At 46.7% G+C, this 19,485-nt stretch carries 18 protein-coding genes; 13 read left to right on the top strand and 5 right to left on the bottom strand.

Annotated features, from left to right (window positions below; genetic code table 11):
* Nucleotides 1-14: 14 nt before the first annotated feature.
* The 6 genes from BM082_RS02100 (at nucleotide 15) to BM082_RS02075 (ending at nucleotide 6,286) form a co-directional block, all read left to right on the top strand.
* Nucleotides 15-1,634 carry a putative bifunctional diguanylate cyclase/phosphodiesterase gene (locus BM082_RS02100; protein ID WP_017010501.1) on the top strand — a complete coding sequence of 540 codons (1,620 nt, stop codon included), beginning with the start codon at nucleotides 15-17 and terminating at the stop codon, nucleotides 1,632-1,634.
* Between the two features lie 339 nt (nucleotides 1,635-1,973).
* The gene (locus BM082_RS02095) at nucleotides 1,974-2,795 is read left to right on the top strand and encodes a phosphate ABC transporter substrate-binding protein (protein WP_017013828.1); all 822 of its coding nucleotides are present in this window, start codon (nucleotides 1,974-1,976) and stop codon (nucleotides 2,793-2,795) included.
* Between the two features lie 83 nt (nucleotides 2,796-2,878).
* A complete protein-coding gene (gene pstC / locus BM082_RS02090; protein WP_017013829.1) occupies nucleotides 2,879-3,790 on the top strand; it encodes a phosphate ABC transporter permease subunit PstC in 912 nt (303 codons plus the stop codon).
* Nucleotides 3,790-4,674 (top strand): phosphate ABC transporter permease PstA, encoded by an 885-nt coding sequence (gene pstA, locus BM082_RS02085; protein ID WP_074925088.1) that lies wholly within the window; start codon nucleotides 3,790-3,792, stop codon nucleotides 4,672-4,674. Before pstC ends, pstA begins: the two co-directional genes overlap by 1 nt.
* A 17-nt stretch (nucleotides 4,675-4,691) precedes the next feature.
* Nucleotides 4,692-5,447 carry a phosphate ABC transporter ATP-binding protein PstB gene (pstB, locus tag BM082_RS02080; protein WP_017010505.1) on the top strand — a complete coding sequence of 252 codons (756 nt, stop codon included), beginning with the start codon at nucleotides 4,692-4,694 and terminating at the stop codon, nucleotides 5,445-5,447.
* A gap of 395 nt (nucleotides 5,448-5,842) precedes the next feature.
* Nucleotides 5,843-6,286 carry an META domain-containing protein gene (locus BM082_RS02075; RefSeq protein ID WP_074925086.1) on the top strand — a complete coding sequence of 148 codons (444 nt, stop codon included), beginning with the start codon at nucleotides 5,843-5,845 and terminating at the stop codon, nucleotides 6,284-6,286.
* 50 nt (nucleotides 6,287-6,336) lie between these two features.
* On the opposite strand, the gene BM082_RS02070 is transcribed toward BM082_RS02075, so the two are convergent.
* Nucleotides 6,337-7,941 (bottom strand): CHASE domain-containing protein, encoded by a 1,605-nt coding sequence (locus BM082_RS02070; RefSeq protein WP_244275893.1) that lies wholly within the window; start codon nucleotides 7,939-7,941, stop codon nucleotides 6,337-6,339.
* 318 nt (nucleotides 7,942-8,259) lie between these two features.
* On the opposite strand from BM082_RS02070, the gene metR reads away from it, so the two are divergent.
* Nucleotides 8,260-9,171, top strand: a complete 912-nt coding sequence (gene metR / locus BM082_RS02065) for an HTH-type transcriptional regulator MetR (protein ID WP_017010508.1) — start codon at nucleotides 8,260-8,262, stop codon at nucleotides 9,169-9,171.
* Nucleotides 9,172-9,209: 38 nt separating this feature from the next.
* On the opposite strand, the gene BM082_RS02060 is transcribed toward metR, so the two are convergent.
* Together BM082_RS02060 and BM082_RS02055 are read right to left on the bottom strand one after the other, a co-directional pair.
* Nucleotides 9,210-9,404 carry a DUF4250 domain-containing protein gene (locus BM082_RS02060; protein ID WP_017010509.1) on the bottom strand — a complete coding sequence of 65 codons (195 nt, stop codon included), beginning with the start codon at nucleotides 9,402-9,404 and terminating at the stop codon, nucleotides 9,210-9,212.
* A 186-nt stretch (nucleotides 9,405-9,590) separates the two neighbouring features.
* Nucleotides 9,591-10,265, bottom strand: coding sequence for a hypothetical protein (locus BM082_RS02055; protein WP_074925082.1), 675 nt, complete (start codon nucleotides 10,263-10,265; stop codon nucleotides 9,591-9,593).
* A 228-nt stretch (nucleotides 10,266-10,493) separates the two neighbouring features.
* Here BM082_RS02055 and BM082_RS02050 point away from each other — a divergent pair, with 228 nt between their 5' ends.
* Entirely contained in the window at nucleotides 10,494-11,666 is a 1,173-nt protein-coding gene (locus BM082_RS02050) for a GGDEF domain-containing protein (RefSeq protein WP_074925080.1), read from the top strand.
* Between the two features lie 20 nt (nucleotides 11,667-11,686).
* Here BM082_RS02050 and BM082_RS02045 read toward each other — a convergent pair whose 3' ends face one another.
* The gene (locus BM082_RS02045) at nucleotides 11,687-12,901 is read right to left on the bottom strand and encodes an MFS transporter (protein ID WP_074925132.1); all 1,215 of its coding nucleotides are present in this window, start codon (nucleotides 12,899-12,901) and stop codon (nucleotides 11,687-11,689) included.
* 148 nt (nucleotides 12,902-13,049) lie between these two features.
* Here BM082_RS02045 and BM082_RS02040 point away from each other — a divergent pair, with 148 nt between their 5' ends.
* From BM082_RS02040 to BM082_RS02025, 4 genes are all read left to right on the top strand, one after another.
* The gene (locus BM082_RS02040; protein ID WP_017010513.1) at nucleotides 13,050-13,919 is read left to right on the top strand and encodes a LysR family transcriptional regulator; all 870 of its coding nucleotides are present in this window, start codon (nucleotides 13,050-13,052) and stop codon (nucleotides 13,917-13,919) included.
* Nucleotides 13,920-13,926: 7 nt separating this feature from the next.
* A complete protein-coding gene (locus BM082_RS02035) occupies nucleotides 13,927-14,487 on the top strand; it encodes a DUF6942 family protein (protein ID WP_017013835.1) in 561 nt (186 codons plus the stop codon).
* A 175-nt stretch (nucleotides 14,488-14,662) separates the two neighbouring features.
* Complete coding sequence (locus BM082_RS02030; protein WP_074925078.1) at nucleotides 14,663-15,652, top strand: DUF2860 domain-containing protein; 990 nt, start codon at nucleotides 14,663-14,665, stop codon at nucleotides 15,650-15,652.
* Nucleotides 15,653-16,088: 436 nt separating this feature from the next.
* Entirely contained in the window at nucleotides 16,089-16,283 is a 195-nt protein-coding gene (locus tag BM082_RS02025) for a hypothetical protein (RefSeq protein ID WP_017010516.1), read from the top strand.
* Between the two features lie 106 nt (nucleotides 16,284-16,389).
* Here the strand turns inward: BM082_RS02025 and BM082_RS02020 are convergent, their stop codons facing one another.
* Entirely contained in the window at nucleotides 16,390-16,620 is a 231-nt protein-coding gene (locus BM082_RS02020) for a hypothetical protein (protein WP_017010517.1), read from the bottom strand.
* 454 nt (nucleotides 16,621-17,074) lie between these two features.
* Between BM082_RS02020 and BM082_RS02015 the strand changes: the two genes are divergently transcribed.
* The gene (locus tag BM082_RS02015) at nucleotides 17,075-19,453 is read left to right on the top strand and encodes a YgiQ family radical SAM protein (protein WP_017010518.1); all 2,379 of its coding nucleotides are present in this window, start codon (nucleotides 17,075-17,077) and stop codon (nucleotides 19,451-19,453) included.
* The last annotated feature ends 32 nt before the right edge of the window (nucleotides 19,454-19,485 follow it).

The following is a 19,485-nucleotide window of genomic DNA, read 5'->3' as shown; positions in this document are numbered from 1 at the left end:
AACTATCGATAACGATGATAAAAACATTCTCTATCATCCTTGTGATATTAGGCATGCTTGCCATCGTGTCGGCATTGCGCTCTTCGATCGCTCTCTACCAACGAGACAAACGCCCTTCCACGTTTAGTTTTATCCCTGTCATGCTCGGTTTTGTGCTTGGCTATTTAACGTTTGCTGCTTTCTTGTCAATGAAGCCGACGACGACACCCATTGAATTCATTGTTTCCATGATTTTCTTTGGCGGCGGTATATTCTGCGTCATGATTTTCGGTGTGATATCCCAATCCATGGAGCGCATCGCTTTTGCTGAGTTTCAGCAGCATCACAATGAATCTCACGACCCACTCACTGGCCTTCCCAATCGTCGATTTTTGCTTCGAACCATTAGCCAGCAAGTGAATGAATTTAATCTCAGCGAACAGCACTTCGCACTCATCACGTTTGACATAAATAACTTCAACAACATTAACGAAGTGTTTAGCCATCAGAAAGGGGATGTGCTTCTCGCGCAGTTTTCTGAACGACTTAAAGAGTTCATTGATGCTGACATTTTTCTCGCGCGTTCCAGTGGCAACCGCTTCACCCTGATTGTTAATGATCCGCAAGACAGTAATATCCCCAATTACATCGAGAGCATTCAATCGTATTTAGACCACCCACTCACGATCAACGAACACGACGTAAACGTCACCAGTACAGCGGGGGTTTCTCTATTTCCCGAACATGGCACCAGCGCAGAAGAAGTGTTGAAGCGTTCAGAGATCGCCATGTACAGTGCAAAACGCATACAAGCCCCTTATTCAATTTACGAGCCTTCGGCCTCATCGCACTTTTATGACAAGACAGAACTGGCCTCCATGCTTCACACAGCCGTGACCACCATGGATTTTGACCTGTATTTTCAACCCGTCATAAATGTGAACAATCAAAACCAAATGACGCTGGAAGTGCTTCTACGCTGGCCGCTGGGCGATGGCTATTCGGTCCGTCCTGACGAATTTATCCCCATCGCAGAGCAGACCAATGCCATTAAGCAAATTACGCATTGGGTGCTTGAAACCACGGTGACGCAACTGGCTGCATGGCGTAGACAAGGCATCACACCACAGGTTCAGATCAACCTATCAGTTAGAGATATAGAAGATGATGCGCTAGAAACCTTCCTAAGCAGCCTCATGAAAAAACACCCCATTAACCCCGCGCAACTCACACTCGAAATCACTGAAACGAGCATGATGCAGAACCCTTGCAAGGCGCAGGCTGTATTGGAGAAAATCAAAAAACTGGGTGTGTATCTGAGTATCGATGACTTCGGCACGGGCTTCTCTTCCCTTTCAATCCTGAGCAACATGCCGATCGACGAAATTAAAATCGACCGTAGTTTCGTCACGGACTTACTGTATAGCAGCAACCATGAAGCTATCGTTAGATCGACCATTTACTTAGCGCACAGCCTTGAATGTCGTGTCGTTGCAGAAGGTGTAGAAACCGAAGCGCTAGGGCAATATCTCATCTCAATTGGTTGTGACAAGCTTCAAGGCTATTGGTATGGCCGCCCAATGACACTCGCTCAAACCGACGAATGGCTTCAACAAGCCACCCTCACCAATACACGTGTTGCCAGCCAGAACTGATCAACCGTCTACTCGATCTGAGCGACAACCTATCTGTTGTGATAATGAAGCCAAACAAGGCCTCCCCATCACGGATACCGAATACAAAGCATCATCATCTTTGCACCTCACACACACTGCCACATGACACGAAAACCTCGCGTCAAATCGCTGAACACTCGCCACATTCATCATGAAATAATATGACTCTAAATTGAAACATTAGTGACTTATATGGTTCTTTGTCTCGTCATTAATGCTTCAAATTAGTGAAACATGAATGTCACAAAACTCTCCTAAAGTTGCCTCGTTGAGTCAAACAACACTTTCATAGAAAGGCATTTTTTAAGGATAGTTATCATGAAATCAAACGTTATCACCGCTTTATGCATGGCAGGCGCATTGGTTGCCCATTCCGCTTCAGCGCAGGAAACCATCACGGTTTCAGGATCAACGTCTGTGACAGAAGTAATGGAAATTTTGGCCGAAACGTACCAAGCACAAAACAACAGCACCTTCATCGAAGTACAAGGTACAGGGTCTTCTGCTGGCGTAAAAGCGGCGAAGAATGGTACGTCCATGTTCGGCATGTCTTCACGTGATTTGAAAGACTCAGAAAAAGAACCTTCGCTAAAAGAAACCGTGATTGCACGTGACGGCATTGCCGTTGTCATCAACAACAGTAACGCGCTTAACGACCTTTCCATTGAACAGATTGCCAAGATTTACCGTGGCGAAGTGAAGAATTGGTCTGAAGTGGGTGGCGAAAACAAACCCGTTGTCGTTGTTACGCGTGACACTGCATCAGGTACACGTGGTGCATTCGAAGACATCATGAATCTAAAGCGCAAAGTGAACGGCATAACAGTGTCTGCTATCTCCCAACGCGCACAAGTTGGCAATGGGAACGGTGTGGTCAAAACCATCGTAGCTAACAACCCATTTGCGATCGGCTACATCTCTTTAGGATCCATCGACGAATCACTGAAGGCCATCCAAATCGATGGCGTGACCCCAACAGAGCAAAGCGTTGCATCAGGTGATTACCCTGTCGCACGACCATTCCTGGTTCTTAGTAAAGATGGCAAACCTTCACCAGCTGCAGAAAAATTCCTTGATTGGGTTGTCTCTGTAGACGGTCAAAAAATCGTAATGAACGAAGGCTACGTGTCAGCACAGTAAACCCAAATACCTTGGCCTGACACATCTTTTCAGGCCGCTTTACTTTACATCCACACTGTCAGTGCATGATATCTGGAGTTTCCATGACCATCGCAGCCGAACAAGCGCCTAAGCAATACACCAGCAAGCTCGGTCGCCGTAGAGGCCGAGATTGGCGAGAAGCCATCTTTCGTTCTTTATTCCTAGCAGCAGCCGTTATTGGCGTGCTTTCGCTGGCCACCATTGGCTACTTTATTTTTCTTGAAGGCATCCCTGCGATTCAAGAAGCAGGCATTACAGGCATCGTTACAGGGTCAGAATGGCTACCCCCTGCCCTATACGGTATTTCACCAATGATTGTGGCATCTCTGGCATCCACGCTGGGTGCTGTCGCACTGGGCGTGCCGATTGCCGTACTAACTGCCGTCTTCATTGCAGAGATTGCCCCTAAGTGGCTAGCAAACATTATCCGTCCTGCAGTCGAACTATTGGCAGGCATTCCTTCCGTGGTTTATGGCTTTTTTGGCCTCGTGATCATCGTGCCATTGATTCAGGACGTATTTAACGTTCCAGCGGGAAACACCTTGTTAGCCGGTATCGTGGTGCTTGCCATCATGATCCTCCCTACGGTCATTGCCGTGTCTGAAACGTCACTTCGCGCTGTGCCTAAAACCTACAAAGAAGGTTCTCTGGCGCTGGGTGCATCACACATGTTCACCACATTTAAGTTGCTCATACCCGCCGCACGCTCAGGGATCATGACAGGAGTGATTCTGGGTATCGCACGCGCATTGGGTGAAACCATGGCGATCATCATGGTGATGGGGAACGCGCCCGCCATGCCAGAAGGCATTTTAGATTCAGCGCGCACGCTTACAGCAAACATTGCTCTAGAAATGTCTTATGCATCAGGGGTTCACGCCAGTGCACTCTACGCCACAGGTATCGTGCTGCTTGTTTTCATCATGATATTGAATGCTTCACTGCTTTATCTTAATCGCGAAAAAGCGAGGTAATGACGATGTCTATTTTACAAAACGTCAGCAAAAAAAACGCGCGCACTCGCCACCTAAAAGACAAAGTCGCACTTGCCATTGTATGGACAGCCGCCGCGATGACCGTCGGTTTCCTGTTCTGGATTATTTGGTACATCTTGAGTAATGGTTTGCAGTATGTGGACTGGTCATTCATCGCCAGTGACTACACCCGCATTGGCGAAGAGTCGGGCATTTGGCCGATGATCGTATCAACCATTTACATGGTACTTGCGTCCATATCTATCGCTGCACCCATTGGCATCATGACGGCGATCTATTTGACCGAATACGCAAAGGTCGGCAGCAAACTGGTAAAGGTGATTCGTTTCTGCACGGAATCACTGGCGGGCATTCCGTCCATTATCTTTGGTTTGTTCGGTATGACCTTCTTTGTGGCAGTACTGGGGTTAGGCTTCTCGATTCTCTCGGGTGCGTTGACGCTGAGTATTTTGATTCTTCCTGTGATTATCCGAACCACAGAGGAAGCCTTGATTGCGGTGCCAAATACGTATCGCGAAGGCTCATATGCATTGGGGTCTTCAAAGATCTACACCATTTGGAAGCTGATTCTCCCAAGTGCAATGCCAGGGATTGTTACGTCCATCATCTTGAGCGTTGGTCGTGTGATTGGCGAATCCGCCCCGGTATTCCTCACCGCTGGTATGGTCGCGCGCATTCCAGATAGCCTGCTCGACTCAGGCAGAACATTGACTGTCCATCTCTATAAATTAACTCAGGAGCTCTACACGGTTCACGAATGGCATCAGGCGTACGCCACCGCCACCGTACTGATTGTTGTCGTGCTACTCATCAATATGCTGACAAAACTGATTGCAAGCAGATTCAGCAAAGCCACTTACTGAGCCCGAGGATTAAGAACATGAACAAATTCAACATTGAAAATCTGAACCTGTATTACAACGATGGCGACACCCACGCACTGAAAAACATCAACTTGCCAATTCCTCACAAGAAAGTAACGGCGCTCATTGGTCCATCAGGGTGTGGTAAATCCACCCTACTACGCTGCTTGAACCGCATGAACGATTTGATTGCAGGCGTAAAAATTGATGGCCTAGTCGAAATGGATGCTGAAGACGTGTATGGCAACATCGACGTTGCCAATCTTCGCATTAAAGTCGGTATGGTGTTTCAAAAGGCAAACCCTTTCCCAATGAGTATTTATGAAAATGTGGCATATGGCTTACGCGCTCAAGGCATCAGTGACAAAAAGCACCTCGACGAGGTAGTAGAGAAAAGCCTTCGAAGTGCGGCACTGTGGGATGAAGTGAAAGACCGATTGAAGTCGAATGCCTTTGGTCTGTCTGGCGGTCAGCAACAGCGTCTGTGTATTGCACGTACGATCGCCATGGAACCTGACGTTATCTTGATGGATGAACCAACGTCGGCACTTGACCCGATTGCGACCAAGAAAATTGAAGATCTGATGGAAACCTTAAAGAAAGATTTCACCATCGTCATCGTGACCCACTCAATGCAACAAGCACGACGCATTTCAGACCGTACAGCTTTCTTCCTCATGGGCGAGCTGGTTGAGCACAATGACACTGAACACATTTTCATGAACCCAACCGATCATCGAACACTGGGTTACGTCAATGGAGACTTTGGCTAACGGTGACTTTGGCTAACGGTGGCTATGCCTAATGGTAGTTTTGTCTAACGTTAGCTCAGCGTAATGGCGACGTCGGTAGGTTAAAGACAGTGACCTTTCACTCCGTTTGACTGTCTTTTTACTATAACGACAACAAAGCGATGGTATTCAGCCTTGCTCCCTTGAATTTGGGGGCTTTTTTGTTTCTGTCCGAATAATATCCGCCAGTTGTTCATTCCATCGACAGTATTCACATAATTATTAGGGTTTTGACACTTTCCTGACTTGCTTACGTCGCAATAATCGGAATAATGGCGAAAGTCAGTAAACGTCCAGTTGATCGCTCAGGTGTTGAACCAAGCCTTGACTAGACTGTCTCTATCGAAGCTGATTCAGTTTTCTATCTGGAGTTGATAATGAAAAAAACCGCAATCGCAATGCTATTCGCGCCAGCAATTTTAGCTGGCTGTGCTGCTAGCTCAGGCCAAGGAACATCAATGGACGTTACCGTTGATAACATGCAAAACCATAACTGGGTGCTAGAGAGTGTTGACGGTAAAGCGCTGGATCTTCCAGAAGGCTTTGCAGCGCCAAACCTAGAAATTGGCGAAGCATTCGCTGCTAACGGTCACGGCGGTTGTAACCGTTACTTTGGCCAAGCTGAATTGAAAGGCGACCAGTTCCGCATCGACAAAATGGCAACAACCATGATGGCGTGTCCTGAGCCAGCGATGACACTTGAAGGTGTTATGTCGAACGTTTTAGGTAACTGGAGCTCAGTGGAACTAGGTAAACAACACCTAGTACTGAAAAACAGCGACCACACGCTACGTTTTCAACTGACTGACGGCACTAACTAATAGCAAGTTAGCCCATCAACGCATTCGAATAATGCGTCAGTGACGAACAATCAGCCTCCTACGTGAGGCTGATTGTCTTCTGAGGAATAGATCCAATGCGTTCGGTCTCGCCCTTCAGCAATGGCTTTGTTCAACGCAATTTCTGCGTAAGCCATGAATTTGGCAGGATCAATCTCTTCTGACTTCAACACGGTTACGCCACCGATAGACACGGTAATAATGTCATCCCCCGCTTCTTTGTCGAAAGGCAACTTTAATACCTTCAGTGCATCAAAACACAGCTGCGCGATGGGTGCGCCATCTTTGGTGTTGGGTAACAGAATGGCAAAAGACTCACCCCCATAGCGTGCAAGTAAGTCACCTGGACGTTTTAACTTGTCTGCCAGTGCTTGGCTCACGAGGCGAATCACTTTGTCACCGCCCACACGGCCATGTTTCTCGTTATAAGCTGACATGTGGTCAATTTCGACGATGAGCATACTCATGGCCAGACGATCACGCTGAGAACGCTTCACTTCGGCATCGACACACTCATCAAAGTAGTCTCGGTTATATCGACCTGTCAGCCCATCAGATTTCGACATTTTTTCGAGTTTCTTATTTGCGTCTCTTAATTCTCTCGTCTTTGCATCCACACGCTTTTGTATGCTCAATGCTCGGTGCTGTAACACATACTGCAAGTACGCCAGCAACGAGAAAATGATCATGCCGACAACGAATATCATGTAAGGGAAAATACTCATGCGCGCTTTTACGTAATCAACGGTTGGCGTGCCGCGCAGCACCCATTCTCGGCCTGCAAAGTAGATCGGCTTGGATGTATAACCCAGTTTCATCACAGGCGGTTCAGCCAAGTCCACGACGTTCTCAAAAATTACGTCACTTTGTTCATTCAAACCTTTGTCGATGAGTTCCAGATTAATGTCCTCATTGACGGTATTACTGATAGCGATATCAAAAATATCTTGCACATCGAACAAGGCAACAAGGAATCCGCGTAGCGCCGCTTCCCTGTCTGTTTGTGTCTCAGGGTTACCGATAAAGACAGGCAGCAGCATCAAGAAGCCGCTGTGATCTTCAAACTCTCGCTTTAATCGAATGGCTGGCGTCGCAATAGGTACGCCGCGATACCAACTCATTTCAAGCGCATCTTTCATTGACGGGCGTGAGGCTAAATCAAACCCCATGACATTTTGGTTTTCTTCATAAGGAGTGACGTATCTGACAGGAAAATACTGACTACGTGAGGCGGCTTTCACCAATTGACCATTCGCGCTGAGCTCTACAATCTCAAATAAAGCAAACTCAAGTGCTGCCTCTGCTTCATAAAGATCGCGATTTTTCTCAACCAAATATTCAGCCCATTCCATCGAACGGATATTCGGGTGTCGATTCATCACACTGTCGGCAAATGCAACGAAGGCGTCTTCGTTGATTTCTTCGCTCAATGCAACTTGGTTACGAAGTGCGTAGAGCAATTCAATGCCGATGTTTAGTTCTCTGCCAAGTGACAGCGCTGCATTCTCAACATCTTTTTGTATTTCATGCTCGACGGATTGTTGTTCGGAACGCTGCAAAGACATGGCGGCAAGGAACGAAAAAAACAGCCCAATAAAGACTGTTATTAACGTTGATGCCATCATCTTCTTTGCCATTGCCTACCCCACCAGCAAAATGTGTTAACTAATTGTTGTGCATAAATCACAAAATCGCCAGCCAAAGGTGTTTTAACTGCTTGTATTCATTTGATTGAACTCTAGTGAGTCGTAACGTATTAGCAACAAAAGTAGCTGAAAAGCGGTGTCCCTCTAGGGTATTTTTCACGACAGATTACTGTCAGTTATTCGACGGTTCGCGCAGTCTCTGAACATTCCCACCCCTAATTGGCCGTCCAGATGTTTACATGTCCACCTCGATTGATTAGAGTTCTTAAAACAAACTCAATTTACTCAAAAGGATATTGAGAAAAATTCATGATTGAAGTTAAGCATCTACGCACTTTGTCAGTGTTAAGAGACACAGGCTCACTCACTTCTACTGCCACACAGTTGTGTTTGACTCAGTCCGCACTCTCCCATCAACTCAAAGACTTAGAGGTGCGCATTGGTTCGCCTCTGTTCTTGAGAAAGACACGTCCCGTGCGTTTTACGGCGGAAGGACAAGTGCTACTCGCGTTGGCTGATGATGTGTTACCACGACTGGCACGGGCAGAAACAGATTTGGCTGCGCTGAAAGAAGACGCCCAAGGTAGACTGCACATGGCGATTGAATGCCACTCTTGCTTTCAATGGCTCATGCCTGCGTTGAAAGAGTACAAAGTCAGTTGGCCATTGGTGACGTTAGATTTCTCTTCTGGTTTCGGCTTCGAACCCTTGCCCGCGCTTGCGGGGGGTGAACTGGATGTGGTCATTACGTCTGATATCGCTCAACGCAGTGAAATTCATTACGAAGCCTTATTTGATTTCGAAATGCGCTTGGTGCTAGCGGACACACATCCATTGGCGAACAAGAAAAGCATCTCGCCAGAAGATTTGGCGAACGAAACGCTTCTCACCTACCCCGTTCAACGACAACGTATGGACGTAATTAAGCACTTCTTACAACCTGCAGGTATCGAGCCTGCTCAGTTCAAATCTGCCGACAATACGTTAATGCTTATTCAGATGGTCACAGCAGGACTAGGGGTTGCAGCCCTACCAAACTGGGCGATCAGCGAGTTTTCTCGTCAAGGATTGGTGGTTGATAGACCGCTAGGGAAAGGATTGTGGCGTCGTTTGTACGCGGCCGTGAGAAGCCAAGAAGCATCTCGTCCTTATTTAACGGCATTTTTTGCGACTGCAAGAACGCAGTGCCATACCCATTTGATCGGCATTAAGAAGGTCTAAGCCACACGTCGGAGCGCAATATGCGCAACCAAACCCAGCTACTTTTGACGTAGCTGGTTCACATCCGCGTCGTAGTAACATCCCATTTCATCGAGACGGTGCTGCAGTTCATTTGCATCAAGATCGTACTTCACTATCAGGGCATCTAAACTGCCACATTCCAAGCGCAGTTTCTCATTCACAATCCCATAAACGATAGGCGCTTCGAGCTTTTCAAGATGATGGATTGCCATACTTTCTCTCCTGACAAATTCGCAAAAACCCTAACAAGGTTCGCTTGGTCGCGTATTTCTAACATTTAGCAACAACGTTCTGCCCTAAAGTGCAGAGCGTCAGGGTCATACGGGCGATCAGCGGGCATGAAAAAAGGCACTATCTGTGCCTTTTATTAATCCTGTTACAATCGTGCTATTTGGCCATTACATGAACGGTGCAATCGCGATGGTTGACGCACTTAACAGCACGCAAAAAGCAACGCCAAGTTGAGCAACATGAGGGGGGGTTTGACGCATCAAATGCATCGCCCAAATACACACGCCTAACAACACAAGGCCAAGACTGGTCAGTATGGTAGAAACCAAAGCCGCCGATTCTTGATCCGGTAACATGGCACTTGAAACCGCCAACATCAACGCCATCATCATGGCGGCAAAAATACCGACCACAGGAAGGATTCGGTGAAATGCTTGTAAACGCGAGCGGGCTTTAACCAACAAGTAATGCGCGGTTACCGCACCTACCAGCAGTACCTGAGAAAGCATCAACAGGCCGGTTGTCAGCCCCTGCTCCACCGCTGCCATTAATACCGCAAGCACAGCAAAGCCGTTCGCTAAATGCAGCACAGGAATTGGCCCTGATTGGCGTGTTTTCCCTGATTTAGATCTAAGCGAAAAAATACCCAGCGCGATGAATGGCAATGCAGAGAAAGAAGAAAATGGCGTCACAATGGCCCAACCCGCCACCAGAAACCAGAATGCTTTGTGCAAGCGGCCACGTTGCCCTGGGCAAATATCCCCTTTCAACAACACAAGCGTTAGCACTAATTGAGCACCTAACAATCCAGCCATGGTCACGGTGCTTATTACGTCGTACATATGTTTCTACCTATCAGAATCTTGAGAGCAATTATATGTGCTCACCAAATAGGTGCAACAACATAGATAACCTCACAAAAATAGATGATTAACTTGTACGCACTCATTTTTATATGCAATTAATGATATATCTAGACAGCGTTTATGAACGCACTTCAAAGATTCAGTGGAGAGTTACCCGTTTTTTGGGTGAAAATTTAAACACAATGAGCACAAGGCTACGAAGACATGGAGTTATCGTATAAACGCTTATCTTTTGTTTGGTTCGAGCTATGGAGCGCAAAACAGCATGCGACCAGCTTTAATACCACACGCGCGACCTATCTCAGTCCTAGAATTTCCGCCTTGTGTTATGTTTGGGCGTTTTTAACCCTCGCTTGGATACCCGTTGATGTATACCTTCTTGGTATTCAATCCCACTCTTTAGTGACATTGCGTGTCATTCTCGCATTCACGGTTTTCATCATCGGCCAAAAAGCATCAAAACACGGCACACTTCCCGCAGGAAGGTTCGCTATTGCTGCCTTTGTCGTGTCTGTAAATTGCTTTTATTTGTTCGCAAATAGCACGCTCGACTACCAACACTCAGTCACAAGTACAACGTACTTTTATACGTTACTGCCCTTTGTGCATATTGTGTTGTTAGCGATCTTTCCACTTACTATTCGTGAATCTCTGAGCTTTATGGCTTTCACCGCTGCCGTTCAACTTCATGTTGATGCATCAAGCGGTGCGCTTTTTAAACTCGAGGAAATGGCCATTTACTGGCTACAAACCGTGGTGGGACTGATGGTGATTTGGGCACAAACGTCCAAAGTCCACATGATGCTTCGTTTATACCGACACGCCACGCTTGATCCACTGACAGGTGTTTATAACAAACGCATGCTGCTGACACTTGCTAAGCGCGATTTTGAAAATACGCGCTTTAAATCGCGTCCGTATTCCGTCCTCATCATGGATCTTGACCGGTTTAAACGTGTGAATGACAGATACGGTCACTTTGCAGGTGATGTGGTACTCAAAGCCTTTTCAGATTCTGTACAACAGACATTGAGAAAATCAGATATTTTTGGACGTTTCGGCGGAGAGGAATTCATTCTGTTCCTGCCACATTGCAGCACGACCAACGCAAAATACGTGGCAAACCGAATCATGCAAAATATCCAAGACTTAGACATTGCCGTGGAAGGTTTAGCGTCGCCAATCAACATCACCACATCGATAGGCATTGCTACCAGCGAATCGTTTGAGGATGATTTTTCAACATTGCTCGAAAAAGCTGACGCAGCACTCTATTGCGCCAAAGACAAAGGCCGTAACTGCGCGCTTGTCTTTGATGCGAAGGCCAAAGAAAGCAAAGACAATTGCCGACGCCCTTGGATAGAATTCGCGAGCTAATACTCTAATAGCTTGGGAACTCACTTTACGATCGTAGGTTCAACAACACTGGGGGTTTGTGTTTTTTCGCGAACACCCAGTAAATGAATCAACAACACATTCACGGCCGCCAACGACATTGCCCCTAGCGTAACGAGCGGCCACCTCCCATACTCCCAGCAACCAATAAGATAGAAGCCACCTAAACTGCCACCTACGTAATAATGAACAAGATACAACGCTGTCGCTGTCGCTTTGCCCTGCTGCGCTTTTCGACTTATCCATCCGTAAGCAAGGGAATGGGTAAAGAAGGCCCCCCCGCCAACAATCAACAGTCCGACAATGACCATGCTTATGGCATCAACACTTGCTACCAGCACGCCAAGCATTGTGATGCCAGTACCCAGTAGCAACCCACTAAACACGGAATGTCGATTCGCCCATCGTCCGCTCAGTTTTGATGTTAACGTCCCAGCCAGATAACAAATAAAAATGGTTGAAACCAAACTCACAGGAAGATTGAAAGGTGCATCCACTAAGCGAAACGCGGTCACGGAATAAATGTTCACGAAAATCGCGAAGTTAATTCCGCCTATCATCATGGCAAGAAGCAACAGAGGATTGGTCAGGTGTGAACGAATGGTAGAGAACTGCGCTCGAAATGACGTATTGGATGCAGAAAAGTGTTGTTGAGAGGGAAGCAACGCATAAACAAAGCCGATCCCGAGAACAGTAAAGGCCGTCATTCCGATAACCGCGCCGTGCCAACCAAAGGCATCAGACAAAAATCCTCCCGCTAAGCGCCCGCTGATACCGCCAATCGAGTTCGCACTGATGTATCCGCCCACAGCCATCACAAGCGCCATTGGGCTGAATTCTTCTGCAATGTAAGCCACCGCAACCGCGGCATAACCCGCCAGCGCAATGCCCATTAAGCCGCGAAGTAATACCAAGGTCCAAAATGATTCTGCCCAAAGAGAGGCAATACTGACCAAAGGGATGAGCACCAAGCTGGTTAGCATGACGTCGCGACGGCCTATTTTTTCAGAAAGCATCGCCCACGGAAGCAAGCTCACAGACAAACCCAAGGTCGATGCCGCTAGCAGCCAATTCACTTTGGTGGCAGTAACATCAAACGTATTAGCAAACACTGGCAACATGGGTTGGAAAAGATAGAGATTGCAAAACACCAGAAATGACCCAAACGAGAGAGCAAATGTGGCTTTTCGATAGGCAGGACTATTCAATTCAATCATGGTGTTAGACGCAGTCTGTTTCACAAGATAACTTGAAAGTAGCAATACAGAATCAATAAATGAAGTATATTAAATTTATCAAAGTGAGATCTTTTATTAATACATAAGAAATCCCTTCGTTAAGGAGAGCACTTAAAGGAAAGTGAACATGGATTTACGTCAACTTCGCTATTTCATCAGCGTTGCAGAACACCGGAGTTTTACCAAAGCCGCGTCAACGCTTCATATCGCACAACCAGCATTGAGCATTGCGATAAAGAAACTGGAGGCCAGCGTTGGCCTGCCGCTTTTTGATAGAAATGAACGCCAAGTTCACCTCACACATGAAGGCGAAGTGTTGTTACCCCACGCGTATCGCATTCTTCAACACGTCGAGGATGCGAGCACTGAAATGGCCGAGTTACGTGGTCTTCAAAAAGGGGAAGTTCGCGTAGGCGTTCCTGGGATGCTGGGTTCGTATTTCTTCCCCTCTCTGCTTATGGGATTCAAAAGTAAATACCCCGATCTCACTTTGATTGTTGTGGAAGCTGGCACGCAATCTATTCGCCAGATGTTATTGGATGGCGAACTGGATATTGGCGTCATTCACAGTCAGGATGTTCCCGCAACACTCGAAACCACGCATTTGATCTCCTCGCAAATGGTGGCTGTCACGAGTAAAGATCACCCGCTTGCCGATGTGAAATCTATGTCATTTGATGATTTCTTTAAGGAGGAGCTGGTGATGTTCAAGAAGGGATATTTTCACCGTGAATTCATCGACCGCATATGTGTGGAACGAAAAATCACGCCACACCTTTCTTTCGAAACAAACCTACTGGCGATGATTCTAAATATTGTCAGGCATGGTTTCGCGATAACAGCACTGCTTGAAATGGTGACTGAATATGAACCCAGCCTAGTCCCTATTCCTTTTGAAGAGCCTGTTATTCTTGATATCGCCATGGCATGGCGTAAACACGGGTATCTCTCTCTCGCTGATCGCGCTTTCATCGACTTTATACAACAAAACAAATAGGTACATAATGACCTCATTCGCCTTTGGTAACCCGCATGCCCGCGTTCATGTTTATGTAGAAAAAGCCCCACCGGTTGAAAACGTGTTTGGGCATGCTGACGACCTCCCCCTTTATACATCTCTTCAAAAGGGGCACATCAAAGCGTTAGGCGAAGCAGGAGGAAATGGTTGGAGAAAGGTATTCAACGTTTACGCGAAATTGATGTTTGCCTTGCCAGAAAGTAGCCCTTTCTATCCGCATGGATACAAAACGTGGCAAGCATTCAGAGATCAAGCGCTTCTACAGGCAGAATCAAACACAGCGCTGCACTTTGGTCATGCTAACCCTTTACGTTCAGCTCAAACACAACACAGTGATCCCAAACACCTTGCCCTACATATTATTGCTGGGCGAACTCACGCACACAAACTGGAACTGTCAGGCTCGTGTGTTTGGATAAACAACGAATTTGCTAAGCACCCAACATTGCCCATTCTGATTTGTCCCTATTTCGACTATCGACAGCTTTCAAATAGCAAAATAGACGTACTGACAAAACTAATGGCCATAAATGATTGTAATGAATAACGTATATGCAACATTTTCATCTCTTCGTTAAACACATCGCAATAAAGCTCTGATATGATGAAAACCCTGCCACTACGTTTAATTTATGAGACAAAAAAACGCCTGTCATTCTTGGTAGAAGTTGGCAGTGGCATTTAAGCAAATAACAACGTGCCGCGCATACAGGGACTTTAAAATGAAAACAAACAAATACGCCTTAATTGGCTTGGCAATAGCGCCGCTTTTTGCTCAAGCGCAGCTTGCTGACCACGGTGGATTGAGCGGAGAAATTTCAGTATTGGGTGGTGTCGTATCAACAGATTCGAACCTTTCAACAAGCGGCGAAGAAACCAAAAATGGTGAACTAAACAGCAACGGGGGTCGAGAAACGGATGCCATTTTCGGCGCATTGGGCAAGCTTGCATTTACCTTTGGCAGCGGTCTGGATAAGCAGCTCTTTGTGGGTACGTCTCGCGAAGATATTGCTATCGGTACTATCGCACTTGAAGCTGGCTACAAGCAGAAATTTGGCTCGGGCACTACGATCACTGCGTCTTACTTACCCACGCTAGTAAACGAAGGCATTTGGGCTGATCCTTTCATAACAAACTCCCCACGCACTGAAACAGAAAAATCCGGTAATGCCTATCGGTTTCACGTCTCGTCTATTGGTGGGTCTCCATTGTCAGTTGATGTTGCTTACGCAGAAACGGACATCGACAATGAACAAAGTGGTCAAGCATTGGGGTTGTCGCAATCAGCACAAGCGTCACTTCAACGCAGCGGCGACACGTTTTATTCCAAAGTCAGCTATCGCCAATTTCTGGGGCGTGGATTGGGTGTTACACCTTCTCTGATTTACTTTAACCATGATGCTGATGGTCAAGCCATGTCTTACCAAGCGTATGGCGGCGAGTTGACATATTTCAGCTTCGCGGGAAGAAATAAAATCGTGCTAACAGGTAGCTATCAATATAGCGAGTATGACGCAGCCAATCCCATTTTTGGACAACCACGCGAAGACAGCAAATACGGGGTTTTCCTAGCGTACGAATACGCACATTTGTTTGAGATCCACCCACTGTCTTTGGTGGTTCTCGCGGGGTACAACAATACCGAATCCAATATCGACTTCTATGATTCGCGCCAATACCTTGCTTCAGCGGGCGTCAACTTCAGATTCTAACGCTAAGCCATTATTACCCTGGGGCATCATTGGTGTCCCTAAGTACTTTTGTTATCCCAGAGCATCTTTATTATCCCAGAGCATCTTTGCTGCCCTCGCGTAGCTTTGTTTCATTGGAGTAGCTTTGTTTTCTTGAAGCACCTTTGCTGCCTTAACGCACCATTGTTGCTTTCAAGCACATAGTGCCCTAGGGTATGTTCTGAAAGTTCCCCTACCCTATTGGGATTGGGTCTATTCCTAAATTAAGCGCAATAAAACATCAGTGATACTATTTACTGCATTGCGCTATTTTCAGTTGTTATCATGGCAATGTCGTTTCTATACATATCCATTTAAGTAGTCGAAATATGCACAATAGTGCGCTCTCGACTATTTTTAAAACAAGGTGCTCTTCAAAGCATCATTAAATACATCTTAAAATATTTTTGGGTCAACTATGTCAACAACACAACCAACCAACCGAACGGATTGGCTTATATTTTTTCGACGCGCAAAGACCGTTGATACGCTTGATGTCATGCTAGATGCTGCACTGAGAAAACTCACCACACCAGCAGAGCAAGCCGATGCCATCCTGGGGCATGAAGCAAGATTGGATGAAATTGAAGGTCAGAAAAGATTGACGTTTTAATGGCTAAAAGGCAGTACGATTTTGATCTGAGGATCGGAAGATTGCTTTAAACATGCCACCTACAACATTGACGGTATTGCAGGTGACAATACGCTGGTAGCAGCAGTCAGCTATGCCAAACATCACATATCATGTCGGTCCATGTATTCCTCAGTGTCGTGCATACTGCTTCACTATGGAGCATCTCATCGATCTCATTGAGGTCGTAATGTTGGCAGTGTTTTTCAAACACCTCTTTAGCCACTTCTTTCGCGTCGGCTCTTAGCGCATCGCTGATTGCATCACCGACTCGCAATTGTGCTAACACATCGACCGCTTGGTTGTATTGCTTATCCATAGATTCCCTCCGTTGGAATTTTTTACACTGACTGCTCATATTCGACTCGCATTCAATGCTGTGTTTCGCTATTGATAGTGTTGTTACATAAATAATTAAAACTTTGAAGGATTAAGTCAAGATAGAAAGACATTAAGTTTAATTTCATGTCTATTTAATAAGACTTATTAGTTCTCATTAAAAATTATTATGCCAATACATGAATATATATCCGTCGATGTATTGTTATGTGTTGTTTGTTTCTCCATTATTTCCCTCCAATAAAATCGATAAACTTTCTTCACTTTTTGTACTTCACCGTGCTTTTATTTGGCGTTAAAAACCGCAAGATGGTCTGCAATGGCAGCCGACAAACAAATTCTCTAAAAACCTTGTAAAAGTGCGGGTTTAATCTCGCTGGCTCTCACCCCTCCAAGTCGCTATAATTGCCGCCTTGCGAGAAAGAGGTCAAAAAATGCGCAATTCTGTTACTCCTATTTACGATTACCCAAAATACTGGGCTGAGTGCTTCGGCGCTGCGCCATTCCTTCCTACCAGCCGTGAAGAAATGGACATGCTTGGTTGGGACAGCTGTGACATCATCATTGTCACGGGTGATGCCTATGTCGATCACCCAAGTTTTGGTATGGCTGTTATTGGTCGTGTACTCGAAGCACAAGGCTTCAGAGTAGGTATCATTGCGCAACCTGAATGGCAGAATAAAGATGCCTTCATGGCGTTAGGGCAACCTAACCTCTTTTTCGGTATCACTGCTGGCAACATGGATTCCATGATTAACCGCTACACGGCTGACCGCAAACCACGCCACGATGATGCATACACACCAGACAACAAAGGCGGCATGCGCCCAGACCGAGCTGTATTGGTATACTCGCAACGCTGCCGTGAAGCCTATAAAGATTCTGCGATTGTTATCGGCGGTATTGAAGCTAGTCTTCGTCGCCTCGCGCATTACGACTATTGGTCTGACAAGGTTCGCCGTTCAGTACTGTCTGATGCAAAAGCCGACATTTTGCTATTCGGTAACGCAGAACGCGCATTGGTCGATGTCGCACACCGCCTATCTCGCGGCGAAGACATCAAAACCATGACCCGCATTCCTGGTACGGCAGTGATGTTAAAAGCGGCACCGGAAGAAATGTCAGAAATAGACAGCACACGCATCGACAAACCAGGTAAAGCCATGGTGATGTCTAACCCATATGTTGTGGAAACGGCGTGTGAAACGTCAAAAGACGCTGCGAAAGAAGACGTTGCGAAGCCAGTAATGGTGCGCCCTGCTCGTCACGATGCTGAAAATAGTTATGTGCGTCTGCCCTCATTCGAGAAACTGCTTAACGACCGCATCCTATACGCGCATGCAAGCCGTGTGATGCACTTAGAAAACAACCCGTATTCAGCGCGCGCGCTGGCTCAAAAACACGGTGACCGCGAGCTTTGGGTAAACACGCCGCCAATTCCTCTCACAACAGATGAAATGGATTACGTGTTTGGTCTTCCTTATGCTCGTGTTCCTCACCCGAAATACGGCAACGCGAAAATCCCTGCGTATGAAATGATCAAAACATCGGTCAACATCATGCGTGGCTGTTTTGGTGGTTGTTCTTTCTGTTCTATTACCGAACACGAAGGTCGTATCATCCAAAACCGTTCTCAGGAATCCATCCTGAATGAATTGGAAGACATTCGCGAGAAAGTGCCAGGTTACACAGGCGTCATCTCAGATTTGGGTGGCCCAACAGCCAACATGTATCGCTTAGGCTGTTCTGACCCGAAAGCAGAAAGAAACTGCCGCCGCCCATCGTGCGTGTTCCCTAAAATCTGTGAAAAGCTCAACACCGACCACCAGCACACCATTGACCTTTACCGCGCAGCACGTGAAACCAAAGGCGTGAAGAAAGTGGTAATTGCATCTGGTGTTCGCTACGACCTTGCGATTGAATCGCCAGAGTACGTGAAAGAGCTTGTGACGCACCACGTTGGTGGTTACCTGAAAATTGCCCCTGAACACACAGAGAAAGGCACACTGGATCTGATGATGAAGCCGGGCATGGGGACTTATGACCGTTTCAAAGAAATGTTCGACAAGTACACCAAAGAAGCCGGTAAGAAACAGTATCTGATTCCTTACTTCATTGCGGCGCACCCAGGCTGTACAGATGATGACATGCTGAATCTCGCATTGTGGTTGAAACAGAACGACTTCCAGTGTGACCAAGTACAGAACTTCTACCCATCACCGATGTGTAATGCGACAGCGATGTACCACTCTGAAACGAACCCACTCAAGCGCGTGAAATACAAGAAACGCGAAGAGTTGTTTGTTGCTAAGGGCGAACTTCAGCGTCGTCTGCATAAAGCCCTGCTTCGCTATCACGATCCAGCCAACTGGCCGATGATCCGTGAAGCGCTTACCAACATGGGTAAAAAGCATCTTATCGGTGATCGTCCGGGCTGCTTGATCCCACAACCTGGTACAGAAGCAGAACAAACGTTCGCTCAACGTCGCGGTTCTGGCCGTCACGGTGCGAAACGCTTCGCAACGAAACACCCTAATCAACCTGATATTCGCAAACCGCAGCGTAAAACCGCTGATGGTAAACCTGCAGGTGGTCGCCCTACCAATGGTCAAAGCCCAAGCCATGGTAGTAAACCAAGCAACGGTAATAAGCCGAGCAATGGCGGAAAACCAAGTAACGGTAAGCGCCCTACTACTGGCAATACTGCTGGAAATGGACAGAAGCAAGGCGGCGGTAAGCCATTTGCAGCCAAGCCTTCTGGGGGCGGTAAGAAACGTCCTGCTGGACAGCGTAGCCGTCAAACCGCACGCTAGCCATCATCCCGCCTTCTTTGCGGTATAGAAAC

This window comes from Enterovibrio norvegicus DSM 15893 (genome assembly GCF_900115495.1).
GTDB classification, from domain to species: Bacteria; Pseudomonadota; Gammaproteobacteria; order Enterobacterales; family Vibrionaceae; genus Enterovibrio; species Enterovibrio norvegicus.
The sequence above is the reverse complement of the archived record's forward strand: the minus strand, read 5'-3'. Positions and strand labels throughout refer to the sequence as shown.

What these genes read in the sequence shown, in the direction of transcription:
- BM082_RS02035 (WP_017013835.1), top strand. Translation starts at nt 13,927, where the DNA reads ATGACCTCATTCGCCTTTGGTAACCCGCATGCCCGCGTTCATGTTTAT.
- metR (WP_017010508.1), top strand. Translation starts at nt 8,260, where the DNA reads ATGATTGAAGTTAAGCATCTACGCACTTTGTCAGTGTTAAGAGACACA.
- pstC (WP_017013829.1), top strand. Translation starts at nt 2,879, where the DNA reads ATGACCATCGCAGCCGAACAAGCGCCTAAGCAATACACCAGCAAGCTC.
- BM082_RS02025 (WP_017010516.1), top strand. Translation starts at nt 16,089, where the DNA reads ATGTCAACAACACAACCAACCAACCGAACGGATTGGCTTATATTTTTT.
- BM082_RS02095 (WP_017013828.1), top strand. Translation starts at nt 1,974, where the DNA reads ATGAAATCAAACGTTATCACCGCTTTATGCATGGCAGGCGCATTGGTT.
- BM082_RS02060 (WP_017010509.1), bottom strand. Translation starts at nt 9,404, where the DNA reads ATGGCAATCCATCATCTTGAAAAGCTCGAAGCGCCTATCGTTTATGGG.
- BM082_RS02070 (WP_244275893.1), bottom strand. Translation starts at nt 7,941, where the DNA reads ATGGCAAAGAAGATGATGGCATCAACGTTAATAACAGTCTTTATTGGG.
- BM082_RS02050 (WP_074925080.1), top strand. Translation starts at nt 10,494, where the DNA reads ATGGAGTTATCGTATAAACGCTTATCTTTTGTTTGGTTCGAGCTATGG.
- pstB (WP_017010505.1), top strand. Translation starts at nt 4,692, where the DNA reads ATGAACAAATTCAACATTGAAAATCTGAACCTGTATTACAACGATGGC.
- BM082_RS02075 (WP_074925086.1), top strand. Translation starts at nt 5,843, where the DNA reads ATGAAAAAAACCGCAATCGCAATGCTATTCGCGCCAGCAATTTTAGCT.
- BM082_RS02030 (WP_074925078.1), top strand. Translation starts at nt 14,663, where the DNA reads ATGAAAACAAACAAATACGCCTTAATTGGCTTGGCAATAGCGCCGCTT.
- BM082_RS02055 (WP_074925082.1), bottom strand. Translation starts at nt 10,265, where the DNA reads ATGTACGACGTAATAAGCACCGTGACCATGGCTGGATTGTTAGGTGCT.
- BM082_RS02020 (WP_017010517.1), bottom strand. Translation starts at nt 16,620, where the DNA reads ATGGATAAGCAATACAACCAAGCGGTCGATGTGTTAGCACAATTGCGA.
- BM082_RS02100 (WP_017010501.1), top strand. Translation starts at nt 15, where the DNA reads ATGATAAAAACATTCTCTATCATCCTTGTGATATTAGGCATGCTTGCC.
- BM082_RS02015 (WP_017010518.1), top strand. Translation starts at nt 17,075, where the DNA reads ATGCGCAATTCTGTTACTCCTATTTACGATTACCCAAAATACTGGGCT.
- BM082_RS02040 (WP_017010513.1), top strand. Translation starts at nt 13,050, where the DNA reads ATGGATTTACGTCAACTTCGCTATTTCATCAGCGTTGCAGAACACCGG.
- BM082_RS02045 (WP_074925132.1), bottom strand. Translation starts at nt 12,901, where the DNA reads ATGATTGAATTGAATAGTCCTGCCTATCGAAAAGCCACATTTGCTCTC.
- pstA (WP_074925088.1), top strand. Translation starts at nt 3,790, where the DNA reads ATGACGATGTCTATTTTACAAAACGTCAGCAAAAAAAACGCGCGCACT.